28 protein-coding genes are annotated in these 21,026 nt (G+C 61.2%); 21 read left to right on the top strand and 7 right to left on the bottom strand.

Annotation, left to right across the window (positions count from 1 at the left end; genetic code table 11):
- Positions 1-24 precede the first annotated feature (24 nt).
- The 3 genes from M1L53_RS33795 to M1L53_RS33785 are packed head-to-tail and all read right to left on the bottom strand — an operon-like array spanning position 25 to position 3,931.
- The gene (locus tag M1L53_RS33795; RefSeq protein ID WP_047269065.1) at positions 25-624 is read right to left on the bottom strand and encodes a DUF6262 family protein; all 600 of its coding nucleotides are present in this window, start codon (positions 622-624) and stop codon (positions 25-27) included.
- A complete protein-coding gene (locus M1L53_RS33790) occupies positions 621-2,828 on the bottom strand; it encodes a site-specific integrase (RefSeq protein WP_058037609.1) in 2,208 nt (735 codons plus the stop codon). The genes M1L53_RS33795 and M1L53_RS33790 overlap by 4 nt, the downstream gene beginning before the upstream one ends.
- Positions 2,825-3,931, bottom strand: coding sequence for a tyrosine-type recombinase/integrase (locus M1L53_RS33785; protein WP_261949497.1), 1,107 nt, complete (start codon positions 3,929-3,931; stop codon positions 2,825-2,827). Before M1L53_RS33785 ends, M1L53_RS33790 begins: the two co-directional genes overlap by 4 nt.
- A 50-nt stretch (positions 3,932-3,981) precedes the next feature.
- Between M1L53_RS33785 and M1L53_RS33780 the strand changes: the two genes are divergently transcribed.
- From M1L53_RS33780 to M1L53_RS33730, 11 genes are all read left to right on the top strand, one after another.
- On the top strand, positions 3,982-4,479 hold the full coding sequence (locus M1L53_RS33780) for an HNH endonuclease family protein (RefSeq protein ID WP_261949527.1): 498 nt from the start codon (positions 3,982-3,984) through the stop codon (positions 4,477-4,479).
- A gap of 218 nt (positions 4,480-4,697) precedes the next feature.
- The gene (locus tag M1L53_RS33775) at positions 4,698-4,841 is read left to right on the top strand and encodes a hypothetical protein (protein ID WP_003941815.1); all 144 of its coding nucleotides are present in this window, start codon (positions 4,698-4,700) and stop codon (positions 4,839-4,841) included.
- A gap of 120 nt (positions 4,842-4,961) precedes the next feature.
- Positions 4,962-5,273: a hypothetical protein gene (locus tag M1L53_RS33770; RefSeq protein ID WP_003941809.1), complete on the top strand. Its 312-nt coding sequence runs from the start codon at positions 4,962-4,964 to the stop codon at positions 5,271-5,273.
- A 116-nt stretch (positions 5,274-5,389) separates the two neighbouring features.
- Positions 5,390-5,707: a hypothetical protein gene (locus M1L53_RS33765; protein WP_148209137.1), complete on the top strand. Its 318-nt coding sequence runs from the start codon at positions 5,390-5,392 to the stop codon at positions 5,705-5,707.
- 21 nt (positions 5,708-5,728) lie between these two features.
- Complete coding sequence (locus tag M1L53_RS33760; protein WP_003941821.1) at positions 5,729-6,112, top strand: hypothetical protein; 384 nt, start codon at positions 5,729-5,731, stop codon at positions 6,110-6,112.
- Positions 6,109-7,032, top strand: coding sequence for a hypothetical protein (locus M1L53_RS33755; RefSeq protein WP_003941825.1), 924 nt, complete (start codon positions 6,109-6,111; stop codon positions 7,030-7,032). The genes M1L53_RS33760 and M1L53_RS33755 overlap by 4 nt, the downstream gene beginning before the upstream one ends.
- A gap of 91 nt (positions 7,033-7,123) precedes the next feature.
- Positions 7,124-7,519, top strand: a complete 396-nt coding sequence (locus M1L53_RS33750) for a hypothetical protein (RefSeq protein WP_011331667.1) — start codon at positions 7,124-7,126, stop codon at positions 7,517-7,519.
- 193 nt (positions 7,520-7,712) lie between these two features.
- Positions 7,713-8,087, top strand: coding sequence for a hypothetical protein (locus tag M1L53_RS33745; RefSeq protein WP_011331666.1), 375 nt, complete (start codon positions 7,713-7,715; stop codon positions 8,085-8,087).
- A gap of 187 nt (positions 8,088-8,274) precedes the next feature.
- Positions 8,275-9,222, top strand: a complete 948-nt coding sequence (locus M1L53_RS33740; protein WP_011331664.1) for a C40 family peptidase — start codon at positions 8,275-8,277, stop codon at positions 9,220-9,222.
- A 304-nt stretch (positions 9,223-9,526) separates the two neighbouring features.
- Positions 9,527-9,898: a hypothetical protein gene (locus M1L53_RS33735; RefSeq protein ID WP_229757323.1), complete on the top strand. Its 372-nt coding sequence runs from the start codon at positions 9,527-9,529 to the stop codon at positions 9,896-9,898.
- 363 nt (positions 9,899-10,261) lie between these two features.
- Entirely contained in the window at positions 10,262-10,429 is a 168-nt protein-coding gene (locus M1L53_RS33730; protein ID WP_003941561.1) for a hypothetical protein, read from the top strand.
- Between the two features lie 106 nt (positions 10,430-10,535).
- On the opposite strand, the gene M1L53_RS33725 is transcribed toward M1L53_RS33730, so the two are convergent.
- On the bottom strand, positions 10,536-11,390 hold the full coding sequence (locus M1L53_RS33725; RefSeq protein ID WP_003941564.1) for a phosphoadenosine phosphosulfate reductase family protein: 855 nt from the start codon (positions 11,388-11,390) through the stop codon (positions 10,536-10,538).
- 171 nt (positions 11,391-11,561) lie between these two features.
- Here M1L53_RS33725 and M1L53_RS33720 point away from each other — a divergent pair, with 171 nt between their 5' ends.
- From M1L53_RS33720 to M1L53_RS33705, 4 genes are read left to right on the top strand one after another with little or no spacing between them, the layout of a single operon-like run.
- The gene (locus M1L53_RS33720) at positions 11,562-12,212 is read left to right on the top strand and encodes a hypothetical protein (protein ID WP_257207812.1); all 651 of its coding nucleotides are present in this window, start codon (positions 11,562-11,564) and stop codon (positions 12,210-12,212) included.
- Positions 12,209-12,622 carry a hypothetical protein gene (locus M1L53_RS33715; RefSeq protein ID WP_003941562.1) on the top strand — a complete coding sequence of 138 codons (414 nt, stop codon included), beginning with the start codon at positions 12,209-12,211 and terminating at the stop codon, positions 12,620-12,622. Before M1L53_RS33720 ends, M1L53_RS33715 begins: the two co-directional genes overlap by 4 nt.
- On the top strand, positions 12,622-13,500 hold the full coding sequence (locus tag M1L53_RS33710; protein WP_011331662.1) for an RAMP superfamily CRISPR-associated protein: 879 nt from the start codon (positions 12,622-12,624) through the stop codon (positions 13,498-13,500). The genes M1L53_RS33715 and M1L53_RS33710 overlap by 1 nt, the downstream gene beginning before the upstream one ends.
- Positions 13,497-14,222, top strand: coding sequence for a hypothetical protein (locus M1L53_RS33705; RefSeq protein ID WP_011331661.1), 726 nt, complete (start codon positions 13,497-13,499; stop codon positions 14,220-14,222). Before M1L53_RS33710 ends, M1L53_RS33705 begins: the two co-directional genes overlap by 4 nt.
- Here the strand turns inward: M1L53_RS33705 and M1L53_RS33700 are convergent.
- A complete protein-coding gene (locus tag M1L53_RS33700; RefSeq protein WP_003944605.1) occupies positions 14,207-15,373 on the bottom strand; it encodes a DUF6615 family protein in 1,167 nt (388 codons plus the stop codon). The genes M1L53_RS33705 and M1L53_RS33700 overlap by 16 nt on opposite strands.
- Before the next feature lie 301 nt (positions 15,374-15,674).
- Here M1L53_RS33700 and M1L53_RS33695 point away from each other — a divergent pair, with 301 nt between their 5' ends.
- Together M1L53_RS33695 and M1L53_RS33690 are read left to right on the top strand one after the other, a co-directional pair.
- On the top strand, positions 15,675-15,935 hold the full coding sequence (locus M1L53_RS33695; RefSeq protein ID WP_003944665.1) for a WhiB family transcriptional regulator: 261 nt from the start codon (positions 15,675-15,677) through the stop codon (positions 15,933-15,935).
- 476 nt (positions 15,936-16,411) lie between these two features.
- Positions 16,412-16,717 (top strand): hypothetical protein, encoded by a 306-nt coding sequence (locus tag M1L53_RS33690; protein WP_003944672.1) that lies wholly within the window; start codon positions 16,412-16,414, stop codon positions 16,715-16,717.
- A 245-nt stretch (positions 16,718-16,962) separates the two neighbouring features.
- Here M1L53_RS33690 and M1L53_RS33685 read toward each other — a convergent pair whose 3' ends face one another.
- Positions 16,963-17,127, bottom strand: a complete 165-nt coding sequence (locus M1L53_RS33685) for a hypothetical protein (protein WP_003944625.1) — start codon at positions 17,125-17,127, stop codon at positions 16,963-16,965.
- A 65-nt stretch (positions 17,128-17,192) separates the two neighbouring features.
- On the opposite strand from M1L53_RS33685, the gene ligD reads away from it, so the two are divergent.
- Positions 17,193-18,167 carry a non-homologous end-joining DNA ligase gene (ligD, locus tag M1L53_RS33680; protein WP_054827435.1) on the top strand — a complete coding sequence of 325 codons (975 nt, stop codon included), beginning with the start codon at positions 17,193-17,195 and terminating at the stop codon, positions 18,165-18,167.
- Between the two features lie 645 nt (positions 18,168-18,812).
- On the opposite strand, the gene M1L53_RS33675 is transcribed toward ligD, so the two are convergent.
- The gene (locus M1L53_RS33675) at positions 18,813-18,950 is read right to left on the bottom strand and encodes a hypothetical protein (protein WP_003944609.1); all 138 of its coding nucleotides are present in this window, start codon (positions 18,948-18,950) and stop codon (positions 18,813-18,815) included.
- Between the two features lie 155 nt (positions 18,951-19,105).
- On the opposite strand from M1L53_RS33675, the gene M1L53_RS33670 reads away from it, so the two are divergent.
- The 3 genes from M1L53_RS33670 to M1L53_RS33660 all read left to right on the top strand — a co-directional run bounded on the left by M1L53_RS33670 (position 19,106) and on the right by M1L53_RS33660 (position 20,983).
- Positions 19,106-19,828 (top strand): SOS response-associated peptidase, encoded by a 723-nt coding sequence (locus tag M1L53_RS33670; protein WP_003944653.1) that lies wholly within the window; start codon positions 19,106-19,108, stop codon positions 19,826-19,828.
- Between the two features lie 94 nt (positions 19,829-19,922).
- A complete protein-coding gene (locus tag M1L53_RS33665; RefSeq protein WP_003944658.1) occupies positions 19,923-20,726 on the top strand; it encodes a hypothetical protein in 804 nt (267 codons plus the stop codon).
- A complete protein-coding gene (locus tag M1L53_RS33660; protein WP_003944643.1) occupies positions 20,723-20,983 on the top strand; it encodes a hypothetical protein in 261 nt (86 codons plus the stop codon). Before M1L53_RS33665 ends, M1L53_RS33660 begins: the two co-directional genes overlap by 4 nt.
- Positions 20,984-21,026: the final 43 nt, after the last annotated feature.

Raw genomic sequence — 21,026 nt, 5'->3', positions numbered from 1 at the left:
TCCGATGCTTGCTGGGGTGTGTTCTTATGTGCCGATTGCTTCGATTCGTCGTGCTGGAGAAACGCTTTGAACCATCCTTTTGAGTGAGGCGCGGGCGGCGGTGAGCTCGTCCTGGAGTTCTTCGGTTCGTGTTGTCATGGTGTCGGCGCGTCTGCGTTCGGAGTCGAGGTCCGAGCGCAGCTCGGCTGCTATCTGTTCGAGCTCGTGGATACGGGCGAGCAGTGTGTCGTGCGGCAGGTGTTCGAGTTGGTTGCCGAGTAGTAGTTGCACTTTGGTCTCGAGCTTGGTTCGGTCCGTTCGTAGCGCCCGAACTTCCTCACGCGCCATCAACAGTTCGGCGTGAAGACTGTCCGCCGTAGCGGACGTGCGTCCGGCGCTGCTTCTGGTGGCGGTGTGGGAGTGCTCTTCTGTGGCGCGTTCGACGGCGGTTCGAATTGCTGCGGTGTTGTAGATGAACCATGGAGAAACGCCTGCGCGACGCGCTATTTCGCTGATGTTGATGCGTTCGCCAGCGGATGAGAGGTCGGCGATGACTGTCAGCGTTCTGCGTTGTTTGTCAGCGCTGTCACGTCGACGGGAGGCGATGAGCCGTTGGGTTCGTATGTCACGGTCATCGGCAGTCATCGTTGTTCGTCCTCGTTCGTGTGGGTGGTTACGGACTCGAGCGGTATGAAGGCAGCTGCGGTCCTCGCTTTCCTCAGTTCGCGGGAGGCGTTGTCGATGACCGCGCGTTGGTCTGCGGGCAGGTCGGCAAGCATTGCGTCCATCGACGAGATGACGTCCGTGAACGCGTGAATTTGGGCGTCGAAGTTGGTGATCACCCACGACGCGGAGTCGGTGGCGATTGCAGTTTCTTTGTCTGTGCGCAGCTCTGCGAGATGCTGCTCGATTGCGGGCCGGTAGGACGGGTCCGGTCGGTAGAAGGAGCATCCTGCGCACTGGAATCGGATCGGGCAGTGTTGGCCGCCGGCTTTGATGTTCGAGGGTTCGGTGCAGTTTCCGAAGGGCACGGCCACCGACTGTCGCTCGTACTCCGTTACCGACGTGAATCCCGCCGGTCGTCCGTGCCTGTCGATCGCGAACTTCGAAATCTCCTCGGTGGCTTGGCGTTTACGTTTGAGTGTGACGGAGAAATATCCCATGGTCGTGTCGACGCTGCGGTGATCCATCAATTCGCGTAGGACGTCCACCGGTGTGCCGTTGTCAGCGTGCCGCTGAGCGTAGGAGTGCCGCAATCCGTAAGGAGTGATCATTGATCTGTCGTAGAGAGCTGGGTTTCCGTCATCGTCGAGTCTTTCGTCGACAAGTTCCGGGATTGCATCGATCCAGATGGCGAAGGCCCGGGACCCGAACTGCGCACCGCTCAAGTGCCCGCGGCGAATGTTGTTGCGGGTTCCCGGCGTGGGAAAGAGCCAGTCGCACAGTGTGTCCGGAACAGACAGCGATTGAAGGTGGTCGAGCCATTGGTCGATCACGGTTGCCGTTGCAGTGCTGATCGGCAATCTACGCCCCATTCTGCGACGTTTACGGTTGTCGTAGACGAGTGTGGGCTTGCCGTCGACCCAGTCCAGGCATGAGCGTTTGAGCCCGACGATCTCACTCGGGCGTCGACCGGTGTCCCGGATGATCTGGTAGACCGTCTGATACATCATGGCGTAGTCGTCAGGGTTCCAGCCCGGCGCGGAGTACGTGGAGTGCCTACCCAGCAGCTCGAGGTGTTGATCGAGTTGTGCGATGACATGTTCGGGGATCGTGCGTCCGAAGTCGTCCTCGCTGGTCTCGACCTGGGCAATTGTGTGCGAACGCAGATCGAGTGCGAAGGAGCCGGGGATGTCATCCATTGCGCCCGTGCGGCGTGAGAACTCGAGAAGTCGGCGCCACCACCCGAGCAATGATCGTCGATGGGTGAAGGAATGGGGCTTGCCCTCTCGATCGGCGCTGGTGCGGAAACCCTCGACGACAGCGCTCATGTCACCGTGGTCGAGTAGTTCGGGGTGATCGCCGTTCGTGCGCAGCGAGAGTTGCCGTGAAGCGATTTCGGCGGCATGAACGGTGTGCCGCAGTGTCGTCACGGGTGGGCGTACCTCGCGGCCGAATTGTTTGGTGATCTCTCGAAGCCATCGCTGTCTGATCTCTCGGAAGTCCACAACGCCACCGGCCGCACTGTATCGCCGGTCCGGAGCAGCTTGCAGGCCCACGACGGCAGGTTTCCACACGTCGGCCATGGTGGGATCAGTACCGGAGTACACGACGTGCGCCCGCTGCAGATGTGTGACCAACGACCGGAACACACCACCGGCTGCAGCTCCGAGTGCCTTCTCGAACTGGCGATTTCCGGCGACATCGAGCAGTGAGCGACAATCCGGTGGGAGGTGGGAAACTATGCTGCGGATCCGCATCGGAACCAAGATGATCTGATCACGGTCACGCTGCTGCACTCCGTAAATAATCTCCGCCGCAACAGTGCCGTTCACCTCACTGAGTTCGAAATCGACTTTCGAAAAGGCTTTTTCGTCTCTTCGTGGAACCGAATCGGGGTCGAATGTCCGGTCGAAGAATGAAGGTGAGGTCCCGTTGAGCTTGCGGTGGCGTTCGCACCGCCTGCAACGGCGGTCGAAGATTTCCACGACCGTCATGCATCGGTCGACTCGGCACAGATAGACCGCTGTCATTTCGTTGTCGACGTCTCCGGTGAATACCTGTCGGCGTGAATCCCATTCCGCGACTCGCCATTGCGGGTCGATTCGTTCGATCAACCACGCTTTCCAGGTCTGTTCGTTTCCAGTCGAGAGGGCTCTTGACTCGACGGGTAGAGCGGTGATGCTCATATGCCCACTCTTTCCACTGCCGCCCTCAGGTCCTCCGCGTCGGGGTGTTGATAGATCGCGGTCGATGCTCGGCTCACATGACCGAGCAACGACTGAACCACGTCGATACCGGTGCCGTTGCGCGTCCAGATTGTGGCTGCCGTATGCCGGAACATGTGGGGCCGCAATCGGAAACCGGCACGGTTGCCGATCCTTTCCACAATCTGTTTTGCGTTCGAATACGACATCGGCGAACCGGCGTGATGCCCGAGAAGGTTGACGAACACGAAGTACGAGGTCATTGCGGTGGGCACGCTGTCTCGTTCGAGAAGGTACTCGCGATACTGAGTGACCACCTCGTCGCTGACCGGTACGACTCGGGATTGTCCTTTAGCGCGGGCACCGTTCGAATTGCCTTCACGCCGAACAACATGAACATGAGGTCCACGTTCCTGGCATCCCAGATGAACCGAGGTCGGAAGGAAATGCAGGTCGCTACGGCGCGAACCCAATGCCTCTCCGATTCGGAGTCCGGAACGAACCAGCAACAGCACCAGAAAACGGTCTCGTTCGGTGTTCGCGGAGTTCAGAGCATGCGAAAACTGTTCTTCAGTAATAATTTCCGGAGGCTTTACGACTTCCGGCGCTTTGAGGGTTCTGGCACGAATCAGCCGATGCTGACCGGATTCACCTTCGTGGAAATCGCGGGGTGCGTAGGCCAGGTACTTGGGCTGGGACAGCCCAGAAACAACATCTGCGGAGACCAATCCACGCATTCCGCAGAACCTGAGGAATTCGACGACAGCGGTCATCACTGCGTTGACCGATCTGCCGGAGCGCAGCCGGTAGTGGACGGTTGGGGTGTGTTCGACGGCGAATTTGAAACGAGTGAGTTCACCTACACGAATCTCGTGCCAATCCAGTCCGCGACCGGCAGTCCAGTTCAAGAACCAACAGACCCGAGGAACGTATGCGCGGATTGTTTGAGGTGACCTTCCGGCGCCTTGCATGAACAGCACCCACTCGGAAGCCTCCGCGACCGGGCGCATGGATTCTTCGTCCACGATCACCCAACCCGACTGCCCCGTCGTCGGTGAAATGACCTTCTCTACAGCACACGACATCGCCACTCCTATGGCTGTCCCACCTGTGACATAGACGCTATTAGATAACCATGAGGGACAGGGCGACCGACACGCCGTGCCTACCGTGCCTTCATCCTGATGCGGCGCTAGAGATAACACGCAATGACGTCCTGAAACTTCAACTTGTAGATGTCGCATTCAAACCCGGAACGCGCGACTGCAAAGTCATCGCCGGCACGCTTCACGACCCGTACACCGGAACCGATATCGCGTTCTCCACGTCCAATCCTTCGGCTATTCAGATCGACCATGTCGTGGCACTTTCGAGAGCCTGGGATGCGGGGGCAGCGAATTGGACTCCGCAGCAAAGGGTGAACTTCGCCAACGACACGGACGTCAACTTGCTTGCCTCCCAAGGCAAAGCAAACCAATCGAAGTCAGATCAAGGCCTCGACACCTGGCTTCCCCCCAACGCTGCATTCCACTGTGACTACGCCATCAAATATCTCACCGTGGCCGCGAAATATCACCTGATGATCACTTCCGCCGATGCCGGCGCGGCGCGCACCGCCTGCGCACAGAAATGAGGAGAAGTAGATGAGTTCTACCGATGGTGATGATCACATCCGCTTGTCGAACGAAATCCTTGAAAGCAGACGACGAACCCGCCTCAGTCGGGCAATCGCGACGATAGGTTTCGCCGCAGGCGCCGCACTCACGGGAGGCGTGGTGACCGGCGCCTGGCTCTACTTTCTCGGCTTCTTCGCGTTGATCACAGTCGGCGTGGCCGTCGGCAACGGCATCAGTGGAGCCGTCGACCGGGGAGATCCGACTCGGCTCCTTCATCCCGGTTCTGGTCAGTGCGGTAGCACTGGGAATCATCATCTACCTCGTGTTCTCCGGCCGTTTGTCCGAGATCCTGACCTTCACCACCGGTCCTATCGCCTGAACCCAAGGCGCAACGGGTGTCCTGCATTCGACTTTTACGGACTCTCGATGTTGTTCGGCTTCAATCTCGAAATCTCCGTCACGAAACGATCCCAACCTCTCGGAAAAAAGGAATTCAGCCATGACGAGCATCGACAGCACAGACACACAGGGCGCCGCGGATTCGAACCAAGAAACCTGGCTGCACCTCGAATCCGCCCTGCGGGATATTCCGGCGCCGGGCCGCTTCAAATCCCTTACCTGCAGTGAGCACGCCGCGCTCGCCGAGCGCGTGTCCATCCTTGCGTTGCAACCCGACCCGTTTGACGCCCGTGGATTTGCGTACCCCGAAGGCATCCGCGGCACCCTCCAACGCGCCGCACAGATCCACGCCGCACTCGCCGCCCTTCCACCTGATGTCCTACCCACTACGTCCTCTGAGGCGCAGTCGTGAGCAATGAATCGAGTGTTGGCGACCGAATCGCACCCTGCTCATCACTCTCGGTCGCTGCAACCGCGCTCGAAATGGGGCACCGCGTGCAATTCGCGGAGTCCCGGCGATGGTGGAGGGTGCGAGCAACATCCGGCGATGGCAGGTTCGCGATCCTTACCAGCCCCTTCAACCTCCGCAGGGTCCCGTACTACACGATCCTCGACACCGAGCGCGGCGTACGCGGCCCGGACGACAGAATCTTCTGCAGCGGTTACGAAGACGACAGCGACATCGCAGATCGGATGCGCGAGCTGATCGCCGGAGACATCCAAGTGAGCCGCCGGCGGTCGGTAGAGAGCCACATCGTCGCGGTCCTCCCGCCCACCGATCGGCATACCCCCCGGGACCGATTCCGCCCCCTGACACGTACGAACGGTCCTCGAAACGCGACATGACACGACAGGAGAATCCCGCTCATGACTCAGACATACCGCGCCGCACAAGTTTTCCCCGACCCGGCCGAACGGCGACTCCGAGCAATGCTCGCGGCCCTCGACGATGCCCTCGCCGGGATAGCTGATGCACGCGAAGAACTCCGAGGGCTCTACACCGGCCCGAGAACGTACCCAGAAGCGCTGGAACTGTTCCTCGCCGCCGAAGCCGACAATCAGGACATCACCACCCACCTCGCCGCCGCAGCCCGCGATATCCGTGCCACGCTCGCGATCCTTCACAGCACCACAACCACGGCCGTGTCGAACTCCTCGACGTCGCTGCATCCACACACCCACAAGGTGACAGCTGCCGCTGACGTGAGGCGAACGAACAAGGCCCACATCGAAAGGGGACACCACAGATGACTGCCACCCCATCCGACGCCACCGCGCACCAGCACGGCAACGGATCCCTCACCCCGGCAGCGGAACCGGCAACAGGTTTCGACGCCGATAACCTCACAGCCGCAGACGAACTCGCGATCGACATCGGAAGAGTCGCGATCGAAGCCAGTGAAGGTGTCCCCTACGGCTCAGAGCCCGACGAGTTCTTCCTGGCAGCAGGGAAAGCTGTCTTCTACTGGCTACAGCTCAACGGTCACCGGCGCATCACCACTGAAGAGGCGGAAGAGATACGACAGGTGTCGAATTGCGCGCTTCAGTACGGCAACATCGCCAGCCGAGAAGCCGCCCACAGTCTGCTCGCCCGGTTCCTGGCAACCGAACCCGCCAAGGCGCGTCCCGATATCGGTACGGCAACCGCCGACAATGTCGGCGGTTCAGATGGTTCCGCCCCTGCCGAACCTGCGGAAGAGGAGACGAATGCGAAGGCGGTAACACGGTGCCCGATCTGCTTCGGACTGAATGGGTCTCACAACACGATTCACGAGCGCTACCCGGCCGGCGGCGGCGGAACCAACAAACCCTGCCCGAACTCCCTGCCAGCCGTTACAGAAGAAGTGAAGACGCACTGCCGGTGCGTCACGCCGGACTGGTACCACGATGGGCTGGACTCGGATATCGCCGGACGCCTGTGCCGCCGGTGCCGTCTGCGACAGAACATCCCGTACAGGGATCTCGTCAACTCGCCGGTTGCCCGTACCGCAGTGTCAGCGTTCAGTGTCGCTGCACTAGCCCTACGAAACGCCGTGGAAGTACTGGACCCTCACGAAGGTGGGGATTGGGAGCACGCGTGGCAGACGATTGCAGACCTCGAAGACTGCGCCGGCCGCTTCGAGGCAAGTGAGAGAACGGAAGTGAGGGAAAGTGGTCGAGAAAATCGCTAAGCATGGAAGACACGCTACGAGTCAGGCGAAACTGGGCACGCATGTCCTCAGTCCAGTCGGCCCCGAGAATTTCAGTGAGCACTACTACGGAGTGCGAATCACCATTACCCCACTGGGCAGGCTGCGCGGGCTTTTCAGAGAGTGGTTCCTCGTTCCACCCGACTTTCATCCAGCGATACCGGTGTGCATCTACGGACATGGCGTCGAACCTAAACGTATTGCCGCGGCGATCAACCGGTACGCCCGCGAAGCAGAATGGGAACGTCGGCCGACGTTGAGACAGATCATCGACGGGATCGACGAACGGTGGATCAGTGGCACTATGACGAACTCGGAAACAGGGTTGGTGGTGTACGCGCGGCTCTGCCTGAGATTTGAGGAGCGGATCCGCGGCGCAGTTCCTGTCACCATCATTGCTCCGGAGCCAGAGACCATGACAGTGGGGGCAACTGGCGGAGATCTGGTGAATCCGGGAGTTGACAATTGACGATGTCGATCACCGTGAACTGTGATGCGTGTGGAACTACTCGAGAAGTTCCGGCGAACTACTTGTCATCGTGCAGTGTCGTGAGATCCGCGATCGAGCCAGGGTGGACACATTCCGTCGACGAGAACTACTGCTCGAATTGCGCTGCAGTGAGGGCGCAGACGTGGCCTCGAGAATCCGAGGGAGGGACTCCATGAGCATCACTGAAATTCGGCCACTAGGTGCCGTTGATGGGGTGAAGGCTCCTGTGTCTCACTCGATTCATGCGATTCCCGGTAACACCACGCTCGACGAACTCACGGAATTCGCGTGGAAGGATCTCTCGACTCCCGACAAGGCGATTGGTGCATACCGGTTGGTGTCTCTCGCCGATGACCCTGATGTGTGGGAGCAACTCGGCTCTCTCACTTACGCGCGATTCGTCGACGTCGGTGCATTCGCTGCCGTCTATTCCGAGGGGCACTGGATACCGCTCTCGTGTGGGCAATGGCTGGTGCGCACACACGACGATGACCTCATCGTTGTCTCCGACGAGGACCTCCGGCTCGGGTACGAGTTACTCGGGTGAAAGAAAAAGAGCCGTCGGAGCGCTCGCCAGGGAAGGTCGTTGACCTTGGTCTTATGTTCGTCGATTGCTTGCAGGCACCTGAGCTGTCCAGGTCCGTCTCTACTGTCCGGATCGCACTGAAAGTCCCCGCGGTCATCGAGACAGTTGTTCCCCTCGGCCGCACCAACATCCGGTAAAGGAAGACATCATGGACATCGCATCACTCATCGTCGGCGTCGCAGTAGCCGGCGCATCGGCAGCGCAGGGAGCTGGCGTAGAGCCAGTCATCACCGACACCATCACCTCGGTAGTCGAGGAACAGGCACCGGCTGCCTCCCAGTTCATTCCAGATCCGCAGCCGTACCTGGACCAGGCAACAACTGCCCTGACGCAGCTGCAGGAGCAGATTCCTCCTGCGTGGCAGTCCGAGGCGGAAAGTGCGCTACCCCCGGAACTGAAAGACGCTGCGGCGCAGATACAAGAGATCCTCCCGCCGCAGGCACAGGCTCTGATCCCCGACGTCGCCCTTCCTGCTCCCGGACCGGACTCGGTTCCGCCGGCCGGCTCGGCGCCGAACGGATCCGCTGTCGAAGACGCATCGGCAAATGACACGACACCTGCCGGAGGGCCTGCGCTTCTGCCCTCCGTGTTCAGCGCACAACCATCTAACGCTGCCGGGATACCCTCGCTCACAGGCCTGTTCGCACCGTCGGCGGTGCCGGATCTGAAGTTCGATCCCAACCTTCCTCGCAATGTTGAGTTCGCTCGCGCTGTCATCGAAGCTGCGATGCGGGCACTCGGGCTTCCCTACCAGTGGGGCGGCGGTTTGTTGACCGGTCCGTCGATGGGTGATGGAACGGGCGGCCCGATCGCCGGTTACGACTGCTCCGGACTGAGCCGCTTCGCGTACTTCATCGGAAGCGGCGGAACCAAGGTGCTGCCTCGGACGTCGCAGGAGCAGTTCCGCGCCGGACACCAGATTCCGATGAGCCAGGCACAGCCGGGTGACCTGCTGTTCGGGAATTGGCAGGCTGACGGCGCCAATCATGTCGCGATCTATCTCGGCGAGGGCAAGATGATCGAGGCACCTCAGACCGGTCAATTGGTGCAGATCAGCGCAGTCCGTTCGGACATGATCCCGGCCAGGTTCCTCTGATGACGGACCTATCTTCCACTGTGAGTAACTGCCGGGCCGAGCGGCCAGGTCGCAGTGTTTCGACGCTCAGTGGTGTCGGGGCCGCCGCCCTGATCCCGGCGGCGCTGACGACGCTATTGATTCAGTGGGGGCCTGCAGCGGCGTCTGCGCTCACTCACAGTGGGAGGGGATGACAGTGACGGACGGCGCACCCGACAGCACAGCCGCAGGCCACTACGATTTGCGTAACGACAGCGGAGAACCTCAACAGAGCACCGCTGAGATTGATGCGAGCACAACCTCGAGTGAAGGAGATACCACTGCCATGACCGCGACAACGCCGTCAAGCCACAAGAAGGCGCTGGAGACAGCACGCAAGGCCGCAGAATCGTTGGCGCAGGAGGCGATTGCAACGAGAGTCGCTCTCGTCGGTGCCATCGGCGAGGCGGAAGCTGAGCTTGCTGCCATCGACGCGGCACGGGTTGAGGCAGAGGACACGATCCGCCTCGCCCATGAACGCGCGCTCGCGGGCGGGTGGACCGTCAAGGAACTCGCCGCTATGGGATACAGCGCACCGAAAAAGAAGAAGGCCGCAGCGTCGAGTAAGCGATCCTCGTCGGCGCCGGCAGAAAACACGGCCGCCGCGAATGCACCCCAAACGTCCGAACAGAATCCCGCGCACGACAGCTCGGCCTAAAAAACGCACACCACGTGTACCCCCGGGTCCGTCTACATCGGGACTCGTCGCTGCGCCGCAAAAGCGTGAGAAAGCAGCCCGCCGTCGCACCCTTTCTGATCGGTGTGTCGTAGCCCTCGGCTAATCTCGAATGTGCGACGAGCAGCAGGTCGCCACACCGACCTAGACCGCAGCACAATCGGCGGTCCTGATCTTGTGAGGGAAGATTCCCCACGAGATTGGTCGAGGTGGCGACCTGCTGCTGTTTTTGTCTCCGTAGTGAGAGGGCAACGCCTAGTTGCAAACTGGGGTCGCGGACGGCTGCACATGTGTGAAAGGTTTAGCGGGTCAACACGAACCCACCAATTTTAGGAGCGCAATCTCATGGCTACAGTCAAGGATTCGACGACGTGGGCTATCCGAGCTTTGCACTACTCCGAACTATCGGACAACGCGATCGAAAAGGACGTGGATCGAGCGAATGTTTTTGCGACGCACGCCCTGGTTTATGCGACGCTGGCGGCCTCCGGTGTCGAGGTCCATTACAACTAAATCGCTGAGGGATTCGTGGAGCTTCCCTCTCGACAGGTGAAAACTGTTTGGGCGCAGCCCAATACTGCTGAAGACAGGCCTGTCTTCGATCGTATGTGGTTCGAGGTCAGACGAATTCACGGATCCGAGGGAGGACTCGTGCTAGCTCTTCGAAAAGCGCCGGCCATCCGCGTCTGAGTCTGGTGATGCGGCCGCGCTCGAGGAACGCTCCGTCAAGGATGTGTGAGACCCGTAGATGCTGCTCGGGCGTGCCGAGGCGGCGGAGCTTGTCGTAGACGGGGTTGACGGGAAGGTCGTGCGCGGCGATGTGCGACCAGATGTCCTCGCTACTCCAGTCCCAGACCGGCCCGAAAACGTGTGTGCCATCGGCTCGGTCGAGGGCGCCGCCATGTGTGAGTCGCTGCTGCGCTGCTGTGGTGCAGCAGTCGACGCATTCTTCGGTAACTCGGACGCGGAGAGCGTTGTAGTACATCGACCAGCGTCCGGTCCCTTTCGCTGATTCGTCGGCACGTACACCCCAGATCTCGCCCGATCCGTGAGTCTGATGTGCCGCGCGTGAGGGTGCTCCGATGAGAATGTCGCGGAGCGCTCGCGTCGTCGCTCGTGTGGGCAGGTGGTGATCCCATTCGCCGGAGTCCGCGAGGACGGTCAGCAGGGGTGGGTCGGCTCGGTGCACTTCGAGATTGAGGTTCCATGCGTCGGCGAGGTCGGCGATGTACTCGTAGGTCTGTGGGTATTCGAGCCCTGAATCGAAGAAGACGACAGGAATGTTCGGCTCGACCGCTGTGGTCAGGTGCAGGGCGACGAGTGAATCTTTGCCGCCGGAGAAGGCGAGATATCCGTCGTGATTGTCGAGGTGTTCCTCGATGCGCTCTTTGATCGCGGCCAGGTTGGGACGTGGGCGCCGCAGTGCGCGCAGTGTGGTCAGATCGAGCCCGTCCGCGCGAGGGGTGCCACTCATATCTCTGCCGCTTCCCTGGGTGCTCGATGAGTATTTCTGGCGTTGTTGTCACACGCGGCCCTTGGGGCGGATCTTCCTGTGTATGTAAGGCCTCGAAGCCGATCCGACTCGGGGCACCTGCACAGGAGGACGAGCGTGATGAAAGAAAAACTACAGGAGGTGACCTCGTGCGTGGAGGTCGTAGAGGCGGCGTTCGCATCGACGAATCGTTCATCTGAGAAGGACTCACTGCAGAGGGGGCGGTGTGCGCGCTGCGCGAAGGCCGACACACCGATCGAGCCCGCGCGGTCGGCGATCTCGCGAACCTTCACCGCATTCGACTCGTGGAAGGCTCCGACCGAGAAAGGTCTCTGCGCACCGTGCCGGTGGGCGTATCAGACGCCGGAGCTGCGAACCCGAATGCATCTGATCACCACCGCGCCGGCGATGACCGAACTGACGCAGCCGCGCCTGGCCCGGACCTTGTCGGCACCGTTGACGTCGGAGATCGCGCTGGTGGTGCCGTTGCGTCGCCCGGCCCGCAAACACATCCTGCCGCACGCCCGGTGGGGCGGCGTTGCTGTCGAAGACACCTGCTTGCCGTGGTCGGATCGGGATGTCGCAGCAGCTGCCGCGATGCGCCGACTGCGCTCTCACGGCTTCGGCGAACGCATGCTCGGCGAGAGCGCAGCCCCGTATGCAGTGCTTCGCACAGTACCGGCGCGTCGGTGGCCGGCGATCTTCGAGGACTGGGATCACTTGTCCGCGTACCGCCACGTCGACCGATGGTGGACGTTGGCGCTGTTGGCCACCAAACCGCCTCGCAGCAAGGCGCACGCATGACGACGCCGACCGACCGCTGGCTCGCTGCCGCTCCCGCAGGCCTCCCGCAGCTGCACGGTGTGGAGAACGTGGCCGAGCGGCTGCTGTTGCTGTTGCACTACGGCGTGGACTGGGATTCGTGGGTGGGCCGGCGCCGGGCGACGTACTGGACGCAGCATTTGCCGAACCGAGTCCGCGTTGCCACTTATGTCGGAGGAGCCGACCTCGATCGTTGGTGGTCGGTTGTCTCACGTTCGCTCGAATCCGAGCCGCGAACAACCGACGAACGGCTGGAGTTGGCCGCTCTTCTGCGCGCCGAATCGGAGCCGGTCCTGACACTGCTGCGGGAGCGTCCCACGGCCTATGTCCTGCGCACCCGCATCGTGGCCGAATCAGTTGCCGCTGCCCGCGCCGCGAGGAAGGTCAGCTGATGCGTTCGACCGTGAGATGGGATGTCGAACTGACTGCCCTGTCGTCGATCTCGCAGAAAGGCGAGGAGTCGGAAACGACGACGACACTGTTTCGCCGCGAACCGATCCTGCAGCCCGACGGGAGGAAAGTGCTGGTACCGGTCGTGTCGGGGAACTCGCTGCGGGGAGCATTGCGACGCACCGCCGAGGAGTTGTTCCGCGATGTGATCGGCTACGAAAGACAGATACCTCTCTCCGCGGCGCACGCACTGCGCAACGGCGGCAACCTGAGCAAAGTCGCCGGCGACTCACTGACCGGCCGCCGGCGTCAGCGCCTGCGCGAGTTGGTCCCGCCGATCAGTCTGTTCGGAGGAAACGGAGGCGGTGCGCCGCCGATCGACGGATGTCTCAAAGTCGGCAAAGTCGTTCCCCGAGTGAAGGAAACAGAATCGATCATGAGCAGGCCCTACCCGGGAGTGCTCATGTCGCAGTTCGAGCTCATGTCCCTGGAAAGTTACAGCCGCTTCGACGACGCCGGAACCAAGTCTTTCCCTGCGCCCTTCGATGCCGACACCGTGCCCGGTTCGGGAACTTCGGCGCACCAGACGTCGATGTTGATGCGCTTCGAGGTCGAGACGCTGCCCGCAGGAACACATTTCGAAACATTCCTGAGGCTGGACCGGGCAACCGACCGCGACATCGCCTTCTTCAGTGACGTGTGGGAACGATTTTCGCGAGACGGCTTCCTGGGTGGGCGCAGCGCGATCGGGCACGGCAGAGTCCGCGCCGAGTCGGAGCTGACCGTGTTGACCGGCCCCGGCCCGCAGGTCGCGGACTGGCGAGCGGAACTGGAACCGCTTCGAGAAGACGTGATCGAGGCATTGGGGTGGCTGACATGAACGCAGACACCGCCTTCGCTCCCTTCCTGGTCAGGGCCCATCTCTCGACAGGGTTGGCACATGCAAGCCCCTGGGGGATCGCCTTGGACGGCATCCTCGCCGCGGAGCTGTGGGCCGACCACAAAGCAGGCGCCCTCGACCGCGGCGAATACGTGCCGGCGCTCTCGCCGGAGAAGACCCCGCCGGATCTCGAATTGCCTCTCGCGCGCTGCACTCTGGCGGGCGCGGACTGGCATTGGTGCGCGACGTGTTCGTTCCCCGAAGACCCGGCCGGAGATCCGGTGGTGCGGCACTGGGCGAGCAGAACTGATCACCGAGGGCTCGAGGAACTCGCGTCGAGCGTGCCGGCAGTGATCTCGGACCGGCAAGGCCGCTACCGGGCGAGGTACATGCCGTTGATGATCACCAATTCCCGAACTGTCACCTGGCGCGGTGTGGGTGACCTGACGGCCGTCGCGGCGATAGTGTCCGGTCTCGATGTGATTGGGAAGAAACGCGCGCACGGTGAGGGTCGCGTTTTGCGGTGGGAGTTCGAGAACCGTGCAGGTGAGGATCTGTGGGAGTTCTCGCACGAGCACGCTGACGGGACGCTGGGACGCACGACACCGGCATCATGTGTGGCCTCGCGAGATGCGCCGGTCACCTCGGGGTTCGGGTTGGCTGGTGTTCGTCCGCCGTACATGCACCCGACGCGAATGCGCGAACTTCACCTGCCGAGGTAGCGGTATTGGAAGGGGGACTGGTGGCTTGTTACTCGAAACGGGTAACAGGTCGTATTCGTCAAATTTTGCGGCTCACCGGGGGGCTCGACCGGCTGGACCCTGGGTGGTGCGATGAGCGTGAGGATCTGCTTGGGGGCGGCATCGATCTCGGAGAAGGGGTGCCGGACGTCCTCGGGGATCGGTTCGTTGCTGAGGACAGCGGAGACGTAGGCAGGGAGTTCAGCGCGGTCGAAAATCCTGATTCGCTGTTGCGCGAAAAGCTCGTCGGAAGATTCGTGCCGAGATATGGCAATCTTCTGCGCGTCCTTCCATTCTTCGGGCTGCCCAGGTCTCTCTACGCCCATCCAGTCGTCGAGGTAGTGGCGATAGTTCCGCGTGAACCAGTCCTGGCTTTGTGCAAGGGCTTTCATTGTCACGGAGTTGACGAGCAATGAATATGCCGCGCTGGTCGAATCGAACGTGCCAAGCGAGTCTCTGTTGGCATCTTGCATAACTGTCCACTGAGCAAATTGCATGAAGGTCAGCGGGGAAGGCCCTGGTGGCGGTGGCACGTCGTGTGTGGCGACACGGTCGTTTGCCAGGCACGACCAGGGGAGCGCGTACTCACGGATCGCGGCTAGGGGGACATCATCGATTAGCCCCTTGGTACGTGGGAACCGCTTGAGAAATACATCTGCGCTGACAGCAGTGATTCGGTCACCGGAGGGACCGAGGCAGCATCTGTGATCGCTGTACCGGACGCCGCGAGCCGCAGGGTTGTAGAGCGCATAAAGACTCTGCGCTCCGCTCTTGCGGGCGTAGAGGTCGAGTAGGTCGATCTGCTGCATGCCGGAGGATCGAATTTTGTGCTTGATCTTGTACTTCCCGGCCGGATGCGCCTTCGGCGTTTGAAGCTTCTTGGCTTGGATGACGAGCTGAAACCATTTATTCGATCCGTCCGAAATCCACCATTCCCAGTCCGCCCCGTAGCGGGATTCCTCTCTGTGGCTGAAGGCTCCGACGTGGAGTTCGGGAATGGTCTTCGCGAGGTTCAACAAGATCCGCTCGGTAGTTCCTTCTTCACCCTGGCGGATGTTGTGACGTTCTCCATCCCTGAAGTTTCGGCCGGCGCTTTGTGCATTCCTGAACAACGCTGTTGCGAGCCGTGTCATGACTGGGCCAGGCGCGGAAGAAGTTGGAGTCGGCACGTGTATCCCATCGGTCGGTTGTGGGCCGCCGGACAAGGGTTGCCGGCGTCAGAGGATCGCATGTCCGGGCGCGAACGCTTAGAAATCTACCGGTCGTTTTGCAGTACACAGAAGTGTACTGATCTGGTAGGACGCCGCTTCGCGTCCACGATGTGAAAGTCGAAAAGGGTGGCCGGCCGTCCGCTCCGGTTCACGCAGTCCAGGTCCCTCGCTACCGTTCGCCCATCAATCCGAGAGGCCGATGTGTAGAGGAGATGTGGTTTCGATGACCATCACCGAGATTCACCCAGGCGATATCGCTGGGAATGTCGATTGGCAGGAGCGAGCTGTGTGCCAACGTACTGATCCCGAAGCATTCTTTCCGGAACCCGGAGAAGCTGTCCGGCCGGCGAAACGGGTCTGCGCAGGATGCGAGGTTCGTGTCGACTGCTTGGCATTCGCATTGGCGAACGACGAGCGTTTCGGTGTCTGGGGTGGGTTGACCGCCTCGGAGCGGCGCCGTCGCTACCCGCGGGTGCAGCCGTGACCACCCACGTGGACTTCACCCATACCTCGTACGCGGAGGCCGCGAAATATGCCGATTCCATCAAACTCGCTCGGTACATCTGGGATCGAGGGATTTGCGGCACAGAGCTCCTCCGCCTCAGTGGAGCTACCCGCCGAGCACTCGCCAAAGCGGCTGTTGTGAACCCGCCTTGTACCTCGGAAACGTGGGCGACGGTGGCGGATCTTGTGTCAGAACAATCAGCGTGGGCGGGCGTTCACCCAGATGATCCGGGTTCTGTTCCGTTGCACGCAGACGAGCATGAGGCGCGGATTTCGTGGATCCGGCCAGCAAGCGAAATCGGTCCCTCGCGTGGGTGATCTTCTGTTCATGGCAGGAGCCTCGATGACATGCCTGTTGGGCGTTGCCGGCCTCATGGTTGCCCTTCGAGGGGCTAAGGATGCGACTGACGAAGACGAAGTGCTCGGGCCTGGAGCAGAGTTGATCCAGGAAATGCGATGAACGACTCGCAGCTCACGCTTTTCGACATTGAACTGGGCGATGTTGTTGCTGTTCGCGAGTGGACAGAGCGCATGATCCCGGCGATGTGGACTGCACCGTGGGATTGCGCAGGCGGGATACAGAAGGGCGCAGTACTGAGCGGATGGCAGTGTCCGGCCTGCCGAGTCGTCGAGCCCAACGCGTATCTGCTCGACAACAATCACGGGATAGACCCTGAGCGGCCGGGACGAGAAGATCGGCTGACTCGGTGCCTGCGTATGGAGCTACGTGAAAGTACGGCTGATGATCGGAGGGCTCAGTAAATGTCGAGCGGTCTCTCCCGCAAACCGCGCGAAATCAGAACGATCGCACGCAGAGTGGAGACATAAGTCCCGCTATGGGAGAGCGGTAGCGACTGGCCAACCCGCTGAGACAAGTGGTGTTGATCTACCGCAGGCTCGCCGCCTCGCCGAAACCGAGGTGGTCACCGGAGCCGGTCCAAGACAACGGCGGCCCGCTACCCAGCCTGTGCAAGGCAAGGGGGCCGGTGCGGGCCCACTGCACACGCCTACGTGGAGGCTGGACGCTCCGGCATCTTCATCATGATCAGCTCCGCACCGTCCTTGTAGCGGTACGCCCACTGACCGTCCTTCGTCATCACCGTGCCGGCCTGGCCCTCGTCCGGGGCCGGGCTCCACCCCTGAGTCTGATCCGGTTCTGCAGTCTCGCTCATTTCACTATTGTCTCAACCTCCGAAAACCGGCCGAAACCAGTACAAACCAGCGCACAGTGGACGGTATGAGCGCCACCGCCGGAAAGCCAGTGCCGCCGATGCTCGCCACTCTCGGGCAGCCCCCGACAGGGGAGCGCTGGGCCTTCGAATCGAAATGGGATGGCCAAAGAGCAATAGCAACAACAGGTTCCGTGCATCCGATGCTCTGGTCGCGCAACGGTAACAACATCAGCGCATCATTCCCCGAGATCGTCGATGCACTCCGCTCGGTGCTCGAACACCGAGAAACCGTCCTCGACGGGGAAATCGTCGCCCTCGGACCGGACGGTGTGCCGTCCTTCTCCCTGTTGCAACGCCGGATGCACGTGCTCAGACCCACCGCACAGCTCCGCAACGAGGCCGTGACCTCGTATTACGTGTTCGACGTCCTCGACATCGACGGCACATCAACCAGCGATCTGCCCTATCTCGAGCGCCGCGAGGCGCTCGCCAATCTCAGTCTCGAACACCCGCGCATCAAAGTCCCACCGCACTGGCTCAACGTCGACGGACCGACCATGCTCGAGGTGGCGCGCAAACACCATCTGGAAGGTATCGTGGCCAAGAACATCTCCTCGATCTATCAGTCCGGCAAGCGATCTCGCGACTGGATCAAAACGCCTCTGAGAGCTAATTGTGAGGCCGTAGTGTGCGGCTTCCTCCCCGGCTCGGGAGGTGCGGCAGGAGGAGTCGGATCGTTGATCCTCGGCGCTCACGACGATTCAAGGGTCCTCAGATATATCGGAAACGTTGGTACGGGTCTGACCGATCGACAGCGGCGCGAACTACGAGACAAGCTCGTCGAACTCCATCAGCCGATCAGCCCGTTCACTATCGAGCCGCCGCGAGCGGTCACCCGCAATGCATCCTGGTCGAGGCCGATCCTTGTCTGCGACGTGGAATACCGCGAGTACACCGGTGGCAGCCTTCGGCACCCATCCTTTCGAGGGCTGCGCAACGACAAGACCGCCGATGAGGTCAACGTACCGGGTCGTCACTGAGTCACTGCAACAGTGCAAATCAGAAAGATTCGCTGATGGACAATTTGGTGGTTGTATTGGAGCCCGTTTCCGCAGCCTAAGTAAACGACGGGATCATCTACGAGCCAGGATGTACCAAACCAGAATGGCCAGGAGGGATGCCAGCGAGCAATACGCGAGGAAGCCTCCCATATCAATCCAGGTGCGTTCACCGAAGGGTCCTGGGCTTTATCAGCGAAACCTGGACTTCACGACTGCTGCGTCGGGCGAGGTGGATCCACCACACAGCAACATTGCCCACGCTCCATCCCAGCAGTAGCCACCGAAGCGCCCTGTTGGCTTTGTCGACTGAAGTTCGGTCCTCACTGCGTTGGCGCATGATTTAGTCTCCATCGTCGGCCGGAATACAGCACCTTTCGAATACTGCACATCCGCCAGTCGACCTCCCCGGCCGCCACTGATCGCCACCGGATATGACGAAGCCGCCGGCCCCGAAAAGGGTGTCCAGCGGCTTCACAGGGTCGGTGCCCGTCTTGCGCCTCTCGGCAAGTGGCCGCTCGAAGCGGCATTTCTGGGGTGGTACCCGGGGCAAAGAACCGAACACCGACAGCCTCTACAACGAGACGATGCGCGAACTTATTCCGCGCTGCTGACCAGCAAAGAAGGTCATTTTCGGGTGATGATCGAGCGCAGTACGAAACGGAAGACAACCGCGGTGCCGGCTCCGACCACAACGCCGGCCACCACTTCGGCAAGGAGAACCCCGACCGTGACACCGAGGACTGTGGCGGACGCGACCGCCAACGCGACATCGGCAGGTGCCGGCCGGGGACCGTTGATCGCACAACCCCTTTCCCTGCTTGTGATGTATTTGCTGAGATCATCACACGCCATGCGAGCGTGGAAGTAGGACCCACGCTGTTCAATGGGATAGGAACCGACTACGAGGAGGTCAGGCCATGTGCGGGCGCTACGCCAACCGAAGCTCAGGTAAGGAATTGCAGTCGTTTTTCGACACGATGCAGACTGTCGGCGACGAACTGCCCCCGTCGTACAACGTCGCACCCACTCAGCCCGTCCGCGTGATCCTCGAACGAACCCCACGCGAGGAACCCGGCGCCGAGCCCCAGCGCCAGCTCAGGACGGTCAAATGGGGCTTGCTCCCTGCTTGGTCAAAAGACCGGAAGATGGCGTCCAAGCTGATCAACGCCCGCAGTGAAAGCGTCACGGAGAAGCCCTCATTCAGAAGTAGTGCTTCCAAAAGGCGTGCCATCATCCCGGCCACGGGATACTACGAGTGGATGAAAAGTGAAGCAGGGTCGAAGGTTCCCTATTTTCTTCACGGCGAGGACGACATTCTCGCGATGGCCGGGCTCTACGAGTTGTGGCCCGATCCTGAACTGCCCGAAGATGATCCGAACAAGTGGGTATGGACCTGCACAGTCTTGACTCGGCCAGCCTCAGATTCCTTGGGACACATACACGACAGGTCCCCGCTGATTCTGCCTGAATCGTTCTGGGAACACTGGCTCGATCCGAATCTCACCGACAAAGGTGAAGTCCAGGCCATGATCAACTCCGTTCCGGAGTCGCACCTCGAACCGTACGAAGTCTCGACCGCGGTGAACTCTCCGAGGAATAACGATCCGAGTTTGCTGGAGCCGATCGCTGGACCGGCGTAAAACCCAACCGCTCCCGACTCTGTTTTTATCGAACCTGTGTTCGAGTATCCTGGTGGGCGGGAAGTGCGTGCGGATCCAGGAAAGCGGGGCGACGATGAACCAAAAGCCCCACTCGTCAGCAACAACAGTGCTGACCAAGGCGGAAAAGCTCGAACAGCTACGCCGCAAGATGGCCTCGATCCCTGCCCGCGCGGACGGCACCGAACCAGCTACTCCGTCGGTGATGCTCAAACCCGTAGGCGAGCGTGAGCCAACTCCGATCGTGGCCACCGCGCAATCGACTCTCCGGATGCTTCCCGTTCCGGAGCCGATCGGTGATCTGCTCCCACGCGGGGGGTTGGCACGAGGGACCGTCGTCAGTGTCGACGGCGCAGCCTCGGTCCTGATCGGCCTACTCGCCACCGTCACCGCTGCCGGTGGGCACGTGGCGGTGATCGGAATGCCCGGTCTCGGACTTCTCGCCTTCCACGAGCAAGGGGGCGACTTGGCGAAGGTCGCGCTCGTGCCGCAGCCCAAGGATGCTGGAATCGACTGCGCCGCAATTCTGTTGGAGGGTTTCGACGTGGTTGTCCTGGGCCTCTCTGGTGGCGCTGTAACGCCCTCTCGCGGAAGGGCTGTGGCCGCGCGTGCGAGGAGTAAGGGATCGCTGTTGATTGTCACTGAAGGGCAATGGGACGGTCCGGATCTGCGGATCTCGTCGCGGGTGGCCGGATACACAGGACTCACGGCGGGGAGAGGGCGTGTGACAGGGGTTCGGCTCGACGTCGCGGCCGTCGGCAAAGGATTTCAACAACGCACCGGCAGCCTGGAGATCCGGGACGAGAGCGGACAGCTCCGCTGGGCGACCGTCGACGACACCGCCCTCGCATCGACACCGCCATTGAGGGCTGCACAGTGATCAACACTGACCACTGGACCGAACGCTGGCCCGATCACCCCGTGATCAGGACATTCGACGAGCCGAGGGCAGTGAAAGTCGACATCGGCCGCGCGCTCCCGCTCGGGCGTGGGGGAGCATCACGCGCCGATCACGTGAGCATGCGGGTGAAAACGTCCGCGCTGTACATGTCCGGATACCTGGACGGAATTTTGAGGTACTGGGCGGGAAAATGCACGATGGCCAATGGTTGGCTTGTAGACAGACTTTGCGGTTGACCATTGACCACATCTGCAAATGTGGGTGGGTGAAGCTTTGAGG

Origin of the sequence: Rhodococcus sp. T9N (assembly GCF_024436645.1) — a bacterium.
In the GTDB taxonomy this organism is placed as follows: Bacteria; Actinomycetota; Actinomycetes; order Mycobacteriales; family Mycobacteriaceae; genus Rhodococcus_F; species Rhodococcus_F qingshengii.
This window is presented reverse-complemented; position numbering and strand designations above follow the sequence as displayed.

What these genes read in the sequence shown, in the direction of transcription:
- M1L53_RS33795 (WP_047269065.1), bottom strand. Translation starts at nt 624, where the DNA reads ATGACTGCCGATGACCGTGACATACGAACCCAACGGCTCATCGCCTCC.
- M1L53_RS33790 (WP_058037609.1), bottom strand. Translation starts at nt 2,828, where the DNA reads ATGAGCATCACCGCTCTACCCGTCGAGTCAAGAGCCCTCTCGACTGGA.
- M1L53_RS33785 (WP_261949497.1), bottom strand. Translation starts at nt 3,931, where the DNA reads ATGTCGTGTGCTGTAGAGAAGGTCATTTCACCGACGACGGGGCAGTCG.
- M1L53_RS33780 (WP_261949527.1), top strand. Translation starts at nt 3,982, where the DNA reads ATGAGGGACAGGGCGACCGACACGCCGTGCCTACCGTGCCTTCATCCT.
- M1L53_RS33770 (WP_003941809.1), top strand. Translation starts at nt 4,962, where the DNA reads ATGACGAGCATCGACAGCACAGACACACAGGGCGCCGCGGATTCGAAC.
- M1L53_RS33760 (WP_003941821.1), top strand. Translation starts at nt 5,729, where the DNA reads ATGACTCAGACATACCGCGCCGCACAAGTTTTCCCCGACCCGGCCGAA.
- M1L53_RS33755 (WP_003941825.1), top strand. Translation starts at nt 6,109, where the DNA reads ATGACTGCCACCCCATCCGACGCCACCGCGCACCAGCACGGCAACGGA.
- M1L53_RS33745 (WP_011331666.1), top strand. Translation starts at nt 7,713, where the DNA reads ATGAGCATCACTGAAATTCGGCCACTAGGTGCCGTTGATGGGGTGAAG.
- M1L53_RS33740 (WP_011331664.1), top strand. Translation starts at nt 8,275, where the DNA reads ATGGACATCGCATCACTCATCGTCGGCGTCGCAGTAGCCGGCGCATCG.
- M1L53_RS33735 (WP_229757323.1), top strand. Translation starts at nt 9,527, where the DNA reads ATGACCGCGACAACGCCGTCAAGCCACAAGAAGGCGCTGGAGACAGCA.
- M1L53_RS33730 (WP_003941561.1), top strand. Translation starts at nt 10,262, where the DNA reads ATGGCTACAGTCAAGGATTCGACGACGTGGGCTATCCGAGCTTTGCAC.
- M1L53_RS33725 (WP_003941564.1), bottom strand. Translation starts at nt 11,390, where the DNA reads ATGAGTGGCACCCCTCGCGCGGACGGGCTCGATCTGACCACACTGCGC.
- M1L53_RS33715 (WP_003941562.1), top strand. Translation starts at nt 12,209, where the DNA reads ATGACGACGCCGACCGACCGCTGGCTCGCTGCCGCTCCCGCAGGCCTC.
- M1L53_RS33710 (WP_011331662.1), top strand. Translation starts at nt 12,622, where the DNA reads ATGCGTTCGACCGTGAGATGGGATGTCGAACTGACTGCCCTGTCGTCG.
- M1L53_RS33705 (WP_011331661.1), top strand. Translation starts at nt 13,497, where the DNA reads ATGAACGCAGACACCGCCTTCGCTCCCTTCCTGGTCAGGGCCCATCTC.
- M1L53_RS33700 (WP_003944605.1), bottom strand. Translation starts at nt 15,373, where the DNA reads ATGACACGGCTCGCAACAGCGTTGTTCAGGAATGCACAAAGCGCCGGC.
- M1L53_RS33695 (WP_003944665.1), top strand. Translation starts at nt 15,675, where the DNA reads ATGACCATCACCGAGATTCACCCAGGCGATATCGCTGGGAATGTCGAT.
- M1L53_RS33690 (WP_003944672.1), top strand. Translation starts at nt 16,412, where the DNA reads ATGAACGACTCGCAGCTCACGCTTTTCGACATTGAACTGGGCGATGTT.
- M1L53_RS33685 (WP_003944625.1), bottom strand. Translation starts at nt 17,127, where the DNA reads ATGAGCGAGACTGCAGAACCGGATCAGACTCAGGGGTGGAGCCCGGCC.
- ligD (WP_054827435.1), top strand. Translation starts at nt 17,193, where the DNA reads ATGAGCGCCACCGCCGGAAAGCCAGTGCCGCCGATGCTCGCCACTCTC.
- M1L53_RS33670 (WP_003944653.1), top strand. Translation starts at nt 19,106, where the DNA reads ATGTGCGGGCGCTACGCCAACCGAAGCTCAGGTAAGGAATTGCAGTCG.
- M1L53_RS33665 (WP_003944658.1), top strand. Translation starts at nt 19,923, where the DNA reads ATGAACCAAAAGCCCCACTCGTCAGCAACAACAGTGCTGACCAAGGCG.